Origin of the sequence: Williamsia sp. Leaf354, assembly GCF_001424365.1 — a bacterium.
Taxonomy (GTDB): Bacteria; Actinomycetota; Actinomycetes; order Mycobacteriales; family Mycobacteriaceae; genus Williamsia_A.
On the sequence record NZ_LMPL01000005.1, the window covers coordinates 564,445 to 579,821 of the forward strand.

Sequence of the window (15,377 nt, forward strand, 5' to 3'; positions counted from 1 at the left end):
TGACCAGTTAGCGAACCGACATACGGCGTGTCGCGGCCAAACGTCGGCGTGGCGTGTGCAGACGCACGTGCCGCAGGGGTCAGTCGCGGTCGGAGATGTCCGATGTCGAGGGCCCGGAACCACCCGAAACGGGCCGCGCGTCGGCCGCGGCCATCGCCACACTCGCCGCGACGTTGGCCCGCATGGCCTCGTAGAACGCGTGTCGGAAGCCGTTCGCCTCGAGCTGACGGATCGCCTCGGCCGTGGTCCCGGCCGGCGAGGTGACGGCCGCGCGCAGGTCGACCGGCGACACCTTCGAATCGGTCAGCAGCACCCCGGCGCCGCGAATGGTCTGACCGGCGAGTTCGGTGGCGACGGCCCGGGTCAGCCCCAGCCCGACACCGGCGTCGATCATCGCCTCGGCCATGAGGAACGCGTACGCCGGACCCGACCCGGACAGCGCGGTGACCGCGTCCATCTGCTTCTCGGCCACGACGACGACCCGCCCCACCGACTCGAGCAACCCCACCACCGTCGCGACGTGGTCCTCGGTCGCATACCGACCGGGAGCGACCGCCGACATCGCCTCGTTGACGAGCATCGGCGTGTTGGGCATGACCCGTACGACCGGCGCTCCGGCGGGCAGGGTGTCCTCGTAGCGACGGGTGGGCAGGCCGGCCACGAGGGTGACGGTGAGCCGTTCCACCTCGGCGTTGTCCTCCACCGCGGCGACCTTGGCCACGACGGCGTCGACGTCGGCGGGCTTGATGGCGAGCACCACGATCGCCGCACCCTCGACGGCGTCGGCGACGTCGGTGACGCGGACGCCGTACTCCTCGACCAGTTCGGCCCGGCGCTCCTCCGATTTCTCCGCGACCACCAGGTCACGGGTCGGTCGGCCCGAACGGATCAGTCCGGCCAGCAGTGCCTCCCCGATCTTGCCGCCGCCGATGATCGCCACCCGCTGAGTCACACGCATCCCTCTCTGAACGAAGTCGGTCCCCAGCTGATCACGGCGCGCCCTCCGGGATCAACGCGAGCTGTCGCGACTGCGCGACGAGCGCACCGGTGGAGTCGATCACCCGATGATCCTCCTCGAACCAACCGGCACCGACCTCGCTGGTCGACGACTCGATCCGCAGCCACCCCGGTGCGGGTGCGCGACGCAGGTAGGAGGTGAGCTGCAGGGTCGGGGCCCAACCGACCAGGCCCAGGTTCATCACCACCGGCGCCGACAGGTCGCCGCACAGCACGGCGAACGGTCCGTCGGGATCCGAGCCGCTGGGTCGGGCCCAGATCCGCATCAGCGGCGCACCGGTCTCGCCGCGTGCCATGGGTGTGGTCGCGGGGTCGTAGGCCATGTCGATGGCCCCGGTCAGGTGCACGATGTCGGCCATCACCGAGTCCTTCGTCCACTCGACATCGGCGGGCGGTTCGACCGGCATCTCGGTGATCGCCTGCGGCGCGACGTAGTGCGGCTCGGCGGTGTCGGGGCGTCCGAGCGTGATCGACGACGACACCCGGGTGCGACCGCCCTGCACGATCTCGACCTCGACGAGCGAGATCCGACGCCCCCGTTTGCGGACCCACACCACGACCTCGACCTCGGCGGGGTCGGGGGCACCGAGGAAGTTGCTCGCAACCGCGATCGGGGCCAGGTCGGCGGGGATCTCAGCCCCATCGGGCGCGGTGTCGGCGAAGGCGCGCAGCGCCGCGTACGACGAGATGGCCTGCAGCGCACCGCCGTGCACCTTGCTGCCGATGGTGAACACCGGATCGATGGTGATGAGGTAGGTGCGGCGGTCGGCGGTGGCCTCCGCGGTGTCGCTGGGGCGTAGGTCGGCGAGCCGTTTCACCGGCGGTCTCCTTCAGGTCAGGTTCGGGCCAGATGCTCGCGCGCGAACGCGAGCGACCGGGCGAGGATCTCACTGCGTTCGGGTTTGGTGCGCGCCGAGCCCGTGGTGACCTCGAGCACCACTCCCCCGGCGAAGTCGCTCTCGGCGAGCCGACGGCACACCTCGACGCAGGGCTGGTTGCCGTCGCCGGGCACGAGGTGCTCGTCGACCGCGGCCCCGACACCGTCGGTGAGGTGCAGGTGGTTGAGGTTCGAGCCCATGCGTTCGAAGAGGGCCAGGGCGTCGACGCCGGCGGTCGCGGTGTGCGACAGGTCGAGCGTGTAGTGCGCGAACCCGTCGTCGGTGGGGTCGATGGAGGTGCCGAAGGCCGAGACGTTGACGCCCGGCCCGCCGCGGCGCTGCATCCGTTGCGCGGCCTCCTCGTACTTGCCGAAGACGCGGTCGGCGCGCATCGGGAACATGTTCTCCACCGCCACCGCGACACCGCTGTCGGCCTCGAGTTCGGCGACCAGGGTCGAGAACTGCTTCACGTACCGACGCTGCCACCGGAACGGCGGGTGCACCACGACGGTCGAAGCGCCGAGCTCCTGCGCGGCGGTCACCGATCGCGCGAGCTTCGCGATGGGGTCACGGCCCCACACCCGCTGCGAGATGAGCAGACACGGCGCGTGCACCGACAACACCGGCATGGCGTAGCGGTCGGACAGGTAGTGGACGTGGTCGATGTCCTGGCTGACCTGTTCGCCCCACACCATCAACTCGACGCCGTCGAAGCCCAGCTCGCTCGCGTACTGGAACGCGGCCTCGGTGTTCTGCGGGTAGACCGAGGCGGTCGACAGTCCGATGGGGATGTCGACCTTCACCGGCCCCCGTTCGGCCATCAGTTGCCCGAGGCGAGCAAGGCGAGGGGTCCGATGGTGACGACGAGACCGACGGCGAGCGCGAGCAGGGTGCTGATCAGGTCCTGGCTGCGGCGGACCACGTGCACGAACGTGACGAGTCCGAAGATGACCACGACGCTGAGCACGAGCGCGAAGTAGACGTTCCACCGCCACAGTTCGGTGAAGCCGAGGAACAGTCCGACCCCGATCACCAGACCGGCGAGGACCTGCAGGCCGAGGACGACCCACTGCCGTGTCGGTGACGCCTCCTCGGTCGCGGCGGCCCGGCGCGCGGCCCGGGTCGGTGCCGATGCGGTGTCGTCGACGGTGTCGGCGGTGTCGGTGTCCTCGATCGGGTCGAGAGACCTCGCGCCGAATGCCGCGGTGGGCGCGGGCGGCCGCGGGGCGACGGTGTCGTAGCCACCGAGCTGCGCCCGATCGAGATCGACCACCTCGGTGTCGGGGTCGTCGTCCACGCGGTCGTCGGCGAGGGCACGGGGCTCGATGTGGTCGTACGGCAGATCCGCGGGCGGGAGTTCGTCGAGATCGACGTGGTCGCGTTCGGGTTCGGGCGCGAAGCGGTACGGGTGATCGCGGGGTGCCTCGGCGACCGGTTCGGCCGGCATCTCGTCGGTCGGTGTCGCGTCGGCGATCGGGGCGGGCTCGGCGGGGGCACGGTCACCGCTCAGGCGACGCAGCACGCCGCGCAGGCCACCGGTCTTCGCCGGCGGCTCGACCTCCTCGGCGGGGATGTCCTCGAAGTTGCGGTAGCGCTCGAACGCCCGCTCGCGTTCCTCGGGCGACAGGTCGTCGAGGTCCTCGTCGGCGGGCAGCGTCGGCCACGCCACCAGCGGGCCGTCGGCGTAACGCGGGATGATCCCGGTCGCCTCCTCGCCTGCGGGCGGGTCGGCGTCGAGTCGGTCGCGGACCGCACCGGCACTGATGTCGCGGGTCGCGGGGTGCACGGGGCGAGCCGACCCGGGACGGGCGGAGTCGGGGGCGGACCAGCGACCGGTGTCGGCGGCAGGCGGGCGACCCACGGGAGGCTCCGAGCGGGGGTACGGATCGGGGTCGGCGGCCGGGCGCGGCGCCTCCGACCGCGGGAACCGGCTCGCGCGCGGTTCGTACCGGGGAGTCCCCGACGGCGCGATGCGCGCCTCGCCGGGGTCCGGGACGAACGAGGACTCGGCGGCCAGGGTGGCGTCGTCGGGTACGGCGTCGCCGCTGGTCACGTCGCCGAACGCGGTCGCACGGTCGATGGCGGCGAAACTGCCGGAGTGCGCCGAGCCGCCGCCGATGCGGGGCTGCTCGCCGGTCAGTTCCGACACGGAGAACGAGCCGGCGCCACCGCGACGTCGGCGCCCACTGCCCGAATCGGCGGCGTTCGACGTCGCGGCGTCTGTGTTCGCGGCGTCAGCGGCATCCGCCTCGGCCCGCCGGGCGAGGATCTCCGCGACCGAGATCGGGCGCGAATCCGGATCGGGTTCTCTTGCCATCACGTACTGCCCTTTCTCACGAGCGAGATCAGCGTCATCGGGTGCCGGGCGCCCGCGGATCACCGACAGGTGCCATCGGCTCCACGTCGAGCCTGCGCAGGATCACACCCTCGCGCAGGGCCCACGGACAGATCTCGAGGGTATCGACCGACAACGCCCGCATCGACGCCTCGGCCACCAGCGCGCCCGCGACCAGCTGCCCGGCGCGGTCGTCGCTGACCCCCTCCAGTTCGGCGCGGTCGCGCACCGACATCCGCGAGATGAACGCGATGAGCTGGCGCAGGCCGTTGCTGGTCAGGGTCCGGGTCACCCGCGGACCCGCGCTCGACGGCGCGGCGCCGGTGAGTCGCGCCAGCGACCGGAAGGTCTTCGAGGTCCCGACCGCGAGATCGGGGGCGCCGGCGTCGGCGAGCGCCTTGGCGGGGCCGGCGAGTTCGGCGTCGAGCCAGTCGCGCAGGACCGCGACCCGTCGTTTGCCGGGCGGGTCCTCGGTCAGCCATTCACGGGTGAGACGCCCGGCGCCCAGCGGCAACGACAGCGCGACGTCGGGTTCCTCGTCGACACCGTTCGACAACTCCAGCGACCCGCCGCCGATGTCGAGGGCCAGGATGCGGCCCGCGCTCCAGCCGTACCAGCGTCGGACCGCGAGCGACGTCAGCCGCGCCTCGTCCTCCCCGGTGAGGACCTCCACCTCGACGCCCGTCGCGGCGGCGACCTCGGCGAGCACGTGGTCACAGTTGGTGGCGTCGCGGACCGCGGATGTCGCGAACGCCATCACCTGTTCACAGCCCGAGGTGCGGGCGATCGTGGTGAACTCGTCGACCGCCTCGACCAGCGCGCGAGCGCCGCTGTCGGACAGGCGGCCCGAGCTGTCGATCTGCTCGGCCAGGCGCAGCGTCGATTTCGTGGAACTCATCGGCGTGGGGTGCCCACCGCGATGAGCATCGACCACCAGCAGGTGGACGGTGTTGCTTCCCACGTCGAGAACTCCTAAGCGCACGCAGTACAACCTAGTGCGTCTACCGTTGGCTGTTGTGCAGGCAGCCACCGACAAGATGACACCCGCTCCCGAGGTCGAACTCGACTTCCCCCGGGAATGGTTCGATTTCTTCGATCCCGACGACCCCGAACACCTCATCAGCGCCGACCTCACGTGGTTGCTGTCGCACTGGACGTGCGTGTTCGGGACGCCCGCGTGCCAGGGCATCATCGAAGGGCGAGAGAACGACGGATGTTGCAGCCACGGGGCGTATCTCTCCGACGACGACGACCGCAAGCGGCTCGAGCACGGGATGTCGATGCTGACGCCGGCCGACTGGCAGTTCCACAGCAAGGGCACCGGCAAGGATCCGCTCGGAAAGCGCGGGTACCTCGAGGAGGACACCCTCGACGACGAGCCGGCCATCAAGACCCGGAAACACAAGGGCGCGTGCATCTTCCTGAACCGTCCCGGCTTCGCGGGCGGCGCGGGGTGTGCGCTGCACGCGATGGCGCTGCGCAAGGGGCTCGAGCCGCTCACCGTGAAGCCCGACGTGTGCTGGCAGTTGCCGGTGCGCCGCGAACAGACCTGGGTCGACCGCCCCGACGGCACCCAGATCCTCAAGACCACGATCACCGAGTTCGACCGTCGCGGTTGGGGTTCGGGTGGCGAGGACCTCGAGTGGTACTGCTCGGGCTCACCCGACGCCCACGTCGGTGCCACCCAGGTCTGGCAGTCGTACGCCCCTGAGCTGACCGAACTGCTCGGCCAGGCCGCCTACGACGAACTGGCCGCGGCCTGCCGTCGCCGTAACGGACTCGGCCTCATCGCCATCCACCCCGCCACCGCCGCGGCCACCACCCGCCGCGACACCGACATCAAGTACGTCGAACTCGACGCCGAATAGGTGCCGCTGCTGCTGAGATCGTCCCCCTGACGGGTTGCCGAGGGCATATCGCCGCCGGACCCCGCTCACGGGGACGATCTCGGCAGGACGTCGTCGGAACCGTCCGGTCCTCTGGCCCGTCAGAGCGAGATGACCAGCGGCGTCCACTCCCGAATCCGCCTACTCGCGCAGGGTCACACCGACTCCGACATCCGGCGGGCCGTGCGCTCGGGGGATCTGATCCGACTCCGACCCGGTTGGTACGCGACGACGATCGCCGACCCCGACACCGTCGCGGCGGTGCGCGCCGGCGGCGTGCTCGGGTGCGTGTCCGCGCTGAGGTTCCACGATCTCTGGATCCCACCCGGCCACGAGGGACTGCACGTGCGGACCAGCAAGTACGGGAAGCGACGACGGCCGGGTTCGTGCCAGGGCGTCGGGCGGCCACTCCCCCTCGACGACGCCGTCGACTCGATCCCGGTCGCACTGCACTGCGCGGCCGACTGCCTGCCCGACGACCACTGGGTGGTGGTCTGCGACTCGGCGTTGAACTCGAGGTCGGTCACCACCGACGAACTTCGAGCGTTGCTGCCGAAGGCGACACGTCGGATCGACGACTTGTTGGCGCGATGCGACCCGCGCTCCCAGTCCGGCACCGAGACACTCGTCCGTCTGCGACTGCGCGCCGCGGGGTACGAGGTCCGCGTCCAACCGCGCATCCGCGGCGTCGGGAAGGTCGATCTGCGCGTAGGCCGTCTGCTCATCGAATGCGACTCGGTGTCGCACCACACCGGTCTGGCCGAGTACCGGAACGACCGCAGACGCGACCGGAAAGCCCTGGTGGGTCGATGGCTCAAGCTGCGGCTGACCTACGAGGAGGTGATGTTCGGCTGGGAGGAGGTGTTCGCCGACATCAGGGCCATCACCCGGGCCGACCGTCACCGTCGACGCGGCCGACATCGTCCCCGTGAGGGGTGACCGGCGGCGATATGCCCTCGGTGACTACTCAGGGGGACGATCTCAGCAGAGGTCGACGCCGCCTACGGCTCGAGCTTGTAGCCGAGTCCGCGGACGGTGACGAGGTGTTCGGGGTTGCCCGGGTCGGATTCGATCTTCGATCGGAGGCGCTTGACGTGGACGTCGAGGGTCTTGGTGTCGCCGACGTAGTCCGCGCCCCACACCCGGTCGATCAACTGCCCGCGGGTGAGCACCCGACCGGCGTTGCGCAGGAGGTATTCGAGGAGGTCGAACTCCTTGAGCGGCAACGTGACCGGCGATCCACCGACCTGCACGATGTGGCGGTCGACATCCATGGTCACCGGCCCGGCCTCGAGCAGGCCGCCGTCGATGCCGAGGTCGTCGCCGGTGTCGACCCCGCGTCGCAGCACCGCGCGGATGCGGGCGATGAGCTCGCGGGCCGAGTAGGGCTTGGTGACGTAGTCGTCGGCGCCGAGTTCGAGACCCACGACCTTGTCGATCTCGCTGTCGCGCGCGGTCACCATGATGACCGGCACGCTCGACTTCTGCCGCAGCGCCTTGCAGACCTCGGTGCCCGAGACGCCGGGCAGCATGAGGTCGAGCAGCACGATGTCGGGCGACACGCGTTCGAACTCGCCGATGGCCCGGGTCCCGTCGTTCACGACGGTGGTCTCGAAGCCCTCCTTGCGCAGGAGAAATGCGAGCGGATCGGCCAAAGACTCCTCGTCTTCGACAATCAGGACATGCGTCACCGGTGGGATTCCTTTGTCTCGAGAACCCGTGTGGACGGGTTCGGGGTGTGGCTGAGGGCCGAGCGGGCGCGGGCGGCGGGTCCGTGTGAGGAGGCGTCGCCGACGCGGGGTGTGGACCGGCGCGGTGCGCGGGCCATCGGCACGGCGAGGGTGAAGGTCGAGCCGGTGCCGGGCTTGCTCCACAGCGTGATGGAGCCGTCGTGGTTGGCCGCGACGTGTTTGACGATCGCGAGTCCGAGCCCGGTACCGCCGGTGGCACGCGACCGGGCCTTGTCGACCCGGAAGAACCGTTCGAAGACCCGCTCCTGATCACGCGGGGCGATCCCGATACCGCGATCGGTGACCGCGATGGCGACCATGTGCTCGTCCCCTGCGACGACGCGTCGGCTCACCGACACCGGCGAGTTCGCCGGCGAATACGCGATGGCGTTGGCGATGAGGTTGTTGAGCGCGGTGAGCAGCAGGGTGCGGTCGCCGCGGACCACGAGGCCGCTCGGCGGGTCGGTGGTCAGCGCGATGCCCGCGGCCTCGGCCCCGACCTGCGCACGGTGGATGGCCTCGTCGACGAGGTCGTCCACGTCGACGTCGTCGGCGTCGGGCAGCTTCTCGGCACCCTGCAGCCGGGACAGGGCGATGAGCTCGTTGACCATGTTGCCCATGCGGATCGACTCGGTCATCACGCGCTCACCGAAGTGGCGGACGGCCTCGGGGTCGTCCTGCGACTCGAGCAGCGCCTCGGTCAGCAGCCCGATCGCCCCGACCGGGGTCTTCAGTTCGTGCGACACGTTGGCGACGAAGTCGCGCCGGGTCGCCTCGAGTCGCACGTTGTCGGAGTCGTCGTCGCCGTAGACCACGGCGTAGCGCTCGTTGCCGTCGGTGACCAACCGGATGATGCACCGCACCGCGACGGGTGGGTTGATCGCGCGTCCGGTGGAGACGAAGCCGTTGATCGGGTGGTCGGGGACCAGCTCGACATCGCAGTCGGTACCGGTGTCGAGGACCGTGCGCGCGGCCTGCCACACGTGGTCGTCGAGGAGGTGGTCGTGGACGAGTCCGAGGGCGTCGGCGCGCTTGTTGAACAGCACGACGTCGCGATGCTCGTCGACGACCGCGATCCCGGTCTCGGTGGACTGGACGATCAACGCCAGCAACGCGGCCTTCGACATGCGTCCGTCGACGATCTCGGTGCCCGGCTCGAGGAGCTCGGCCGGACTCGCGACCTGGTTGCGCAGGTCGGCGTTCTCGCCGGGAAGGATGGCCTCGGGTTCGCTGCTCGTCGCGCTGCGCAGTGTGCTCACGGCGTCGGCGGTACGCGCGCCACCCCGCCCGATCCGCCAGCCCACGTACGCGGCCACGCACACCGCGACGACGGCGACCACGATGACGACCACCGATGCGGTCATGTCACCCACCGTGCCCGCCGGGCGGCGAGCTCACTCCTGGCTGAACACGACACTCCGCAAGAATGCGTGCTGCGCCCGTAGGTAACAAGCCAGGTGGACCTTGTTGGGATGGTGTTCACCGTGATTTCGCCCTCCCGCCCTCGCTTTCCGCCGCGAGGGGGGCGTCGGCGGCCGCACGGGCGACGGTCAGGCCGAGGCCATCATCGGCGCGTACGCGGGGTTGTCGTGCACGAAACCGCGGACGAACGTGCAGACCGGCACCACCGGGCGTCCGGTGCGCGCGATGTCGTCGAGCACGTGGCGGACCAGGGCCGCCCCGAAACCGTGGTGGGTGTAGCGGTCGAAGATCACCGTGTGGGTGATGACGACCTGGTCGACCTCGCTGAGATAGTCGAGATACCCGACCAGTTCATCGTTGCCGTGCGCATCGAGGACGAACGCCTCGTAGCGCTCCTGGGCGGGCGAGTGTGCGAACCGGACCTGTGGGGTGTCACCGGCACCGGACGACGGGGTTGTGATCTGGGCCATATCCCAGGGTACCGCCGAATGCCCGGATCGTGGCTACTTCTTGTCCCCCTGGGCCTTGACCGCGGCGGCGCCGGCCTCGGCGGCCTCGGGGTCCAGGTAGGCGCCCTCGCCGATCGGCATGAGGTCGTCACCGAGGTTGTAGCGACGCGGGTTCCCGGTGGGGATGTCGAGCCCGGCGATGTCGGCGTCGGAGATCTGCTCGAGGTGCTTGACCAGCGCCCGCAACGAGTTGCCGTGCGCGGCGATCAGAACGGTCTTGCCCGCCCGCAGGTCGGCGGCGATGACCTCGGTGAAGTACGGGATCATCCGCTCGACGACGTCCTTGAGACATTCGGTCAACGGCACCTCGGCGAGGTCGGCGTACCGCGGGTCGGCCGACTGGCTGTACTCGGCGTCGGGCTCGATCGCCGGCGGCGGGGTGTCGTAGCTGCGGCGCCACAGCATGAACTGCTCGTTGCCGTACTTCTCCTTCGTGGCCGCCTTGTCGAGACCCTGCAGCGCGCCGTAGTGCCGCTCGTTGAGGCGCCAGTCACGGACGACGGGGATCCAGTGCCGATCGGCGGCGTCGAGGGCGATCTGCGCGGTGGCGATCGCCCGGCGCAACAGCGAGGTGTAGAGGACGTCGGGCAGCAGGTCGTGCTCGACGAGCAGTTCCCCGGCCCGCTTCGCCTCGGCGCGACCCTTGTCGGTCAGCGCGACATCCACCCACCCGGTGAACTGGTTGGACTCGTTCCACACGCTCTCGCCGTGCCGCATCAGGATCAGGGTTCCGGTAGCCATGCCGAGCAGTTTTCCACATCGAGGCCACGCGCTCGTGCCCCCGAAACCGAGCGCACCCGGTGGCGCCGCAATATTCCCGGTTGTCCGCTTTATCCGTATGTAGACGTCGTCACACGATTTCGGATTGATTGCGCTCCACCACTACGTGCATGATGCAAGTAATGAGTACTTTACGCCTGGAGCCCACGCGCAAGCCCTCCCCGACGATGCTGATCGCGGTGCTGTGCTTCGGCGGCCTGTTGGCCTCCTACATGCAGACCCTCGTGGTCCCCATCGTCGGCCTGCTGCCGACGTACCTCCACACCTCCGCCGACAACGCGTCGTGGGTCATCACCGCGACCCTGCTCGCCGCCGCGGTCGTCATGCCGATCGCCGGTCGCGTCGCCGACATGTTCGGCAAGCGGTCGGTGATCCTCGCCAGCATCGGCCTGATGGTCATCGGCTCGGTCATCAGCGCCGTGTTCGACTCGCTGATCCCCGTCATCATCGGTCGCGGTCTGCAGGGCATGGCCATGGGCGTCATCCCCGTCGGCATCAGCCTCCTGCGTGACGAGCTGCCGCCGAACAAGATCGCCGGCGCGATCGCGACGATGAGCGCCACGCTCGGTGTCGGCGGCGCCATCGGTCTGCCCGTCGCGGCGTGGATCTCGCAGAACTTCAGTTGGCACGTGCTGTTCTGGACCTCGGCCGCCCTGGGCACCGTCGCGTTCCTGCTCGTGATCACCCTCGTGCAGGAGTCGCCGGCCCGATCGGGCGGCACGTTCGACAGCGTCGGCGCCGTCGGCCTCACCATCGCGCTCGTCTGTCTGCTGCTCGCGCTCAGCAAGGGTCGGTCGTGGGGCTGGACGAGCGACCTCACCCTCGGACTCGTCGCGGCCGGACTCATCGTGTTCGCCGCGTGGGTCGTCTACGAACTGCGCACCAGCTCACCGATGGTCAACATCCGGATCTCGGTGACCCCGCGCGTGGCGCTGACCAACATCGTCTCGGTGGTCATCGGGTTCGCGCTCATGGGCATCAGCCTCGCGTCGCCCCAGCTCCTGCAGCTCCCCCACATCCCCGGCGTCCTCGACTACGGCATGGGCCGCAGCATCATCGAGGCCGGCCTGTGGATGGCTCCGGGCGGACTGATGATGATGTTCCTGTCGCCGGTCTCGGCCCGCCTGAACGTCACCATCGGACCGAAGTTCACCCTCCTCATCGGCACCGTCGTGATCGCGCTGGGCTACGGCCTCGCGATCGTGGCCGCCGCCGCACCGTGGCAGGTCGCCCTCGCGGTCATGGTCACCAGCTCCGGTGTGGGTATCGCGTACTCGGCCATGCCGTCGCTGATCATGTCGGCCGTCCCGCTGAGCGAGACCGCGTCGGCGAACGGGTTGAACTCGCTGATGCGCTCGATCGGTACGGCCATCGCCTCGGCGCTGCTCGCGACGATCCTCGCCAGCTCGACGGTGAACATCGGCTCGACGAGCGTGCCCGACCGCTCGGCCTTCCAGATGGTGTTCATCATCGGCGCCGTCGCGTCACTCGTGGCCGCGGCTCTCATCCTGCTGATCCCGGGCGACACGAAGAGCTCGTTGCCGGGCAACCAGCCCGTCGACCTGCCCGAGCACAAGGACCGTGCCGACGAGTCGATCGCCGAGGAGATCCTCGGCGGCGAGCTGCCGGTCGACGGCAGCGCCGACTACGGACGGCACGCCGCGCCCGCCGCTCGCTGACACCTCCCCAATTGCCACCGAGCAATCGATCGGTCAGGCTGTCTGCGTGACAGGTGCAGCCGAAGTGGAACGCCGAGTGCGTCCGGGCCTCATGGTCGCGGTGTTGTGCTTCGCCGGTGCGGTGTCCTCGTACTCTCAGAGCGTCATCCTGCTGCCGATCGTCGGGCGTCTCGACGAGTACCTCGACACCAGCGCCGACAACGCCGCCTGGGTCATCACCGCGACCCTGCTCGTCGCCGCCGTCGCGCTGCCGACCGGTGGGCGTCTCGCCGACCTCTTCGGCAAGCGCCGGGTGATCCTCGTCGCGCTCGGCTCGCTGCTGCTCGGATCGGTCATCGCGGCACTGTCGGACAGCCTGGCGCCGCTCATCGTCGGACGCGCGCTGCAGGGCGCGACCCTGGTGGTGATCCCGGTCGGGGTCAGCCTGCTGCGTGACCTTCTTCCACCGGAACGCGTTCCGGGCGCGATCGCGACGATGGGCGCGGCGCTCGGCCTCGGCGGAGCAGTCGGTCTGCCGCCCGCGGCGTGGATCCCCCAGCAGTTCGACTGGCACATGCTGTTCTGGGTCTCGTCGGTTCTGGCCGCCCTGGCACTGCTGGCGGTGCACACGCAGATCCCCGAATCGGCGCGCCGATCACCCGGCACCGTCGACGTCGTCGGGATCATCGGGCTGACCATCGGTCTGGTGTGCCTGCTGCTGGTGATCAGCAAGGGCCGCGTCTGGGGCTGGGGCGACCCCGAGACCATCGTGACCGGCGTCGTCGGTGCGGTGACGCTGATCGCCTGGGCCGCATACGAGTTGCGGCGCGCCTCGCCGCTGGTGAACCTGCGCCTCGCGGCCCGCCCGACGGTGCTGGTGACCAATCTGGTGTCGGTGCTCATCGGGTTCACCCTGCTCGGGATGCTCCTGGTGTCACCGTGGCTGATGCAGGTCGAGATGGACCAGACGGTGCTGTCGGCCGGATTGTGGGTCGCACCGGCGGGTTTCGCGATGCTGGTGATGTCCCCGGTCTCGGCGCGGTTGGTCACCGCGTTCGGCGCGCGGTCGACCCTGCGCGGTGGGACCGCGGTGATGGGCCTGGGCTATCTGTTCGTGATCGTGTGGATGGACTCGCCGTGGCAGGTCATGGTCGGGGTGACCATCACCTTCGCCGGCCTCGGCGTCGCCTACGCCGCGATGGTGGGACTCATCATGGCGTCGGTGCCGCTCGGCGAGACCGCGGCCGCCAACGGACTCAACTCGCTGATGCGGTCGATCGGCACCTCGACGGCGTCGGCGGTGATCATCGCGGTGCTCGCCGCATCGACGGTCACGCTGACGACGGACGGCGGGATGCGCACCGTGCCGAGCCGCTCCGCGTTCGAGCTGGTCTACGTCATCGGTGCGATCGCCGCCGTCGTCGGGGTCGCGCTGATCACCGCGATCCCGCGGGTCAGCTCCGCGTCCGCAGATCCTTCCGAAGAATCTTCCCCGACACCGACTTCGGGATCTCGTCGATGAACTCGACCTGACGGACCTTCTTGTACGGCGCCACCTTGCCCGCGACGAACTCCATCACGGCGTCGGCGGTGACCTCGGTCCCGCTCTGGCGCACGACGAACGCCTTGGGGATCTCCTCGCCCGACTCCGCGTCCACGACACCGACGACGGCCGCGTCGGCGATCTCGGGGTGGCTGAGCAGCAGGGCCTCGAGCTCGGCCGGCGGCACCTGGTAGCCCTTGTACTTGATGAGCTCCTTGAGCCGGTCGACGATGAACACGCATCCGGTCGGATCGACCTGCGCGAGGTCTCCGGTGTGCAGGAAGCCGTCGGAGTCGATGGTCTCGGCGGTGGCGGCATCGTTGTTGAGGTAGCCGGCCATCACGTTCGGGCCGCGGAACCACAGTTCGCCGGTGTCACTGAGACCCTCACTGGGCAAGGGGATCTCGTCGCCGGAGACGGGATCGACGAGCTTGCTCTCGGCGTTGGGCACCGTCCAGCCCGACGAGCTGAGCTTCGCGTTCTCGCCGTCGAGCAACGACTGTCCGCCGTCGAAGGGGATGACGTGGCTGACCGGGCTGAGCTCGCTCATGCCGTAGCCCTGCACCATGCGGCACCCGATGCGCTTCTCCACCGCGTGGCCGAGTTCGGCGTCGAGCGGCGCCGCACCCGACATGATCGTGTGCATCGACGACAGGTCATAGGAGTCGACCAGCGGGTGCTTGGCCAGCGCCACGGCGATCGGCGGCGCGATGTAGCCCATGGTGCACTTGCGATCCTGGATGTTCTCGAGGAACTCCGTGAGATCGAAGCGCGGCATGATCACCAGGCTCGCGCGGGCGTGCAGCGCGGCGTTGAGCAGCACCGTCATGCCGTAGATGTGGAAGAACGGCAGCACCGCGAGGATCGCGTCGTCGGCGGTCATGCCCTGCAGCGGGCGGATCTGGCAGACGTTCGACACCAGGTTGCGATGGGTCAGCATCACGCCCTTGGGGTTGGCCGTGGTGCCCGAGCTGTACGGCAGCACCGCGAGGTGCGTCGCGGGATCAAAGCTGACCTCGGGGGCAGCGTTGTTCTCCCCCAACAGATCTGCCGCGTTGGGGTGTCCGCTGGCCTCGAGGCCCTCACCGTCGAGCACGATGAGGTGGTCGTCGGCGATCCCGAGCTTGTCGATCGCCTCCTTGGCGCCGGGCGCGAGCACGCTCACCGTCACCAACATGGTCGCCTTGGCGTCGGTGAGCTGCTTGGCGATGTCGTTCGGCGTGAACAGCGCGTTGATGGTGGTGGCGGTCGCGCCGGCACGCAGGATGCCGTGGAAGGCGATCGCGAAGGCCGACGAGTTGGGCGAGAGCAGTCCCACGACGTCGCCGACGCCGATGCCGCGCGCGGCCAGCGCACCGGCGAACGCGTCGATGCGGCCGACGAGGTCACGGTAGGTGGTGGTGACGTCGGCCTTGGCGTCGATGAGTGCCGGGCGATCGAGGTCGGAGTCCGTGATACCTCCGAAAAGGTAGTCGTAGACGGTCGTCTCGGGGACGGTCACCGCGGGGAACGGACTCGCGAAACTCATGGAACCTCCGTTGATCGGCACGACCGGAGACGTTGGTGAAACCGGCCGTCACAGCTAGCTGCCGCCCAGACTAGCAACGGCCACAGTGCGC

14 protein-coding genes are annotated in these 15,377 nt (G+C 69.5%); 4 read left to right on the forward strand and 10 right to left on the reverse strand.

Annotated elements, in window-relative coordinates; genetic code table 11:
* Positions 1-79: 79 nt before the first annotated feature.
* The 5 genes from proC to ASG12_RS19235 are packed head-to-tail and all read right to left on the reverse strand — an operon-like array spanning position 80 to position 5,212.
* Complete coding sequence (proC, locus tag ASG12_RS19215) at positions 80-952, reverse strand: pyrroline-5-carboxylate reductase (RefSeq protein ID WP_055793875.1); 873 nt, start codon at positions 950-952, stop codon at positions 80-82.
* A gap of 37 nt (positions 953-989) precedes the next feature.
* Positions 990-1,835, reverse strand: a complete 846-nt coding sequence (locus ASG12_RS19220) for a thioesterase family protein (protein WP_055793169.1) — start codon at positions 1,833-1,835, stop codon at positions 990-992.
* A gap of 17 nt (positions 1,836-1,852) precedes the next feature.
* Entirely contained in the window at positions 1,853-2,716 is an 864-nt protein-coding gene (locus ASG12_RS19225) for a sugar phosphate isomerase/epimerase family protein (RefSeq protein WP_055793173.1), read from the reverse strand.
* Complete coding sequence (locus ASG12_RS22005; RefSeq protein WP_200932817.1) at positions 2,716-4,212, reverse strand: hypothetical protein; 1,497 nt, start codon at positions 4,210-4,212, stop codon at positions 2,716-2,718. Before ASG12_RS22005 ends, ASG12_RS19225 begins: the two co-directional genes overlap by 1 nt.
* Positions 4,213-4,246: 34 nt before the next feature.
* The gene (locus ASG12_RS19235; protein ID WP_055793176.1) at positions 4,247-5,212 is read right to left on the reverse strand and encodes a Ppx/GppA phosphatase family protein; all 966 of its coding nucleotides are present in this window, start codon (positions 5,210-5,212) and stop codon (positions 4,247-4,249) included.
* 55 nt (positions 5,213-5,267) lie between these two features.
* Here ASG12_RS19235 and ASG12_RS19240 point away from each other — a divergent pair, with 55 nt between their 5' ends.
* Both ASG12_RS19240 and ASG12_RS19245 read left to right on the forward strand, forming a co-directional pair.
* Positions 5,268-6,098, forward strand: a complete 831-nt coding sequence (locus ASG12_RS19240; protein WP_055793877.1) for a hypothetical protein — start codon at positions 5,268-5,270, stop codon at positions 6,096-6,098.
* 129 nt (positions 6,099-6,227) lie between these two features.
* Positions 6,228-7,055: a hypothetical protein gene (locus ASG12_RS19245; protein WP_055793178.1), complete on the forward strand. Its 828-nt coding sequence runs from the start codon at positions 6,228-6,230 to the stop codon at positions 7,053-7,055.
* Positions 7,056-7,117: 62 nt separating this feature from the next.
* Here ASG12_RS19245 and ASG12_RS19250 read toward each other — a convergent pair whose 3' ends face one another.
* The 4 genes from ASG12_RS19250 to ASG12_RS19265 form a co-directional block, all read right to left on the reverse strand.
* A complete protein-coding gene (locus tag ASG12_RS19250) occupies positions 7,118-7,807 on the reverse strand; it encodes a response regulator transcription factor (RefSeq protein ID WP_045821892.1) in 690 nt (229 codons plus the stop codon).
* Positions 7,804-9,210: a sensor histidine kinase gene (locus tag ASG12_RS19255; RefSeq protein WP_082502229.1), complete on the reverse strand. Its 1,407-nt coding sequence runs from the start codon at positions 9,208-9,210 to the stop codon at positions 7,804-7,806. The genes ASG12_RS19250 and ASG12_RS19255 overlap by 4 nt, the downstream gene beginning before the upstream one ends.
* A 186-nt stretch (positions 9,211-9,396) precedes the next feature.
* Entirely contained in the window at positions 9,397-9,738 is a 342-nt protein-coding gene (locus tag ASG12_RS19260; RefSeq protein WP_045821891.1) for a GNAT family N-acetyltransferase, read from the reverse strand.
* Positions 9,739-9,771: 33 nt separating this feature from the next.
* Positions 9,772-10,518 (reverse strand): phosphoglyceromutase, encoded by a 747-nt coding sequence (locus tag ASG12_RS19265; RefSeq protein WP_055793183.1) that lies wholly within the window; start codon positions 10,516-10,518, stop codon positions 9,772-9,774.
* 161 nt (positions 10,519-10,679) lie between these two features.
* Between ASG12_RS19265 and ASG12_RS19270 the strand changes: the two genes are divergently transcribed.
* Together ASG12_RS19270 and ASG12_RS19275 are read left to right on the forward strand one after the other, a co-directional pair.
* A complete protein-coding gene (locus ASG12_RS19270; protein ID WP_082502167.1) occupies positions 10,680-12,236 on the forward strand; it encodes an MFS transporter in 1,557 nt (518 codons plus the stop codon).
* Positions 12,237-12,282: 46 nt separating this feature from the next.
* Positions 12,283-13,737 carry an MFS transporter gene (locus ASG12_RS19275; RefSeq protein ID WP_235457596.1) on the forward strand — a complete coding sequence of 485 codons (1,455 nt, stop codon included), beginning with the start codon at positions 12,283-12,285 and terminating at the stop codon, positions 13,735-13,737.
* Here the strand turns inward: ASG12_RS19275 and ASG12_RS19280 are convergent.
* Positions 13,670-15,286, reverse strand: a complete 1,617-nt coding sequence (locus ASG12_RS19280; RefSeq protein WP_055793189.1) for a 4-coumarate--CoA ligase family protein — start codon at positions 15,284-15,286, stop codon at positions 13,670-13,672. The genes ASG12_RS19275 and ASG12_RS19280 overlap by 68 nt on opposite strands.
* Positions 15,287-15,377 lie beyond the last annotated feature (91 nt).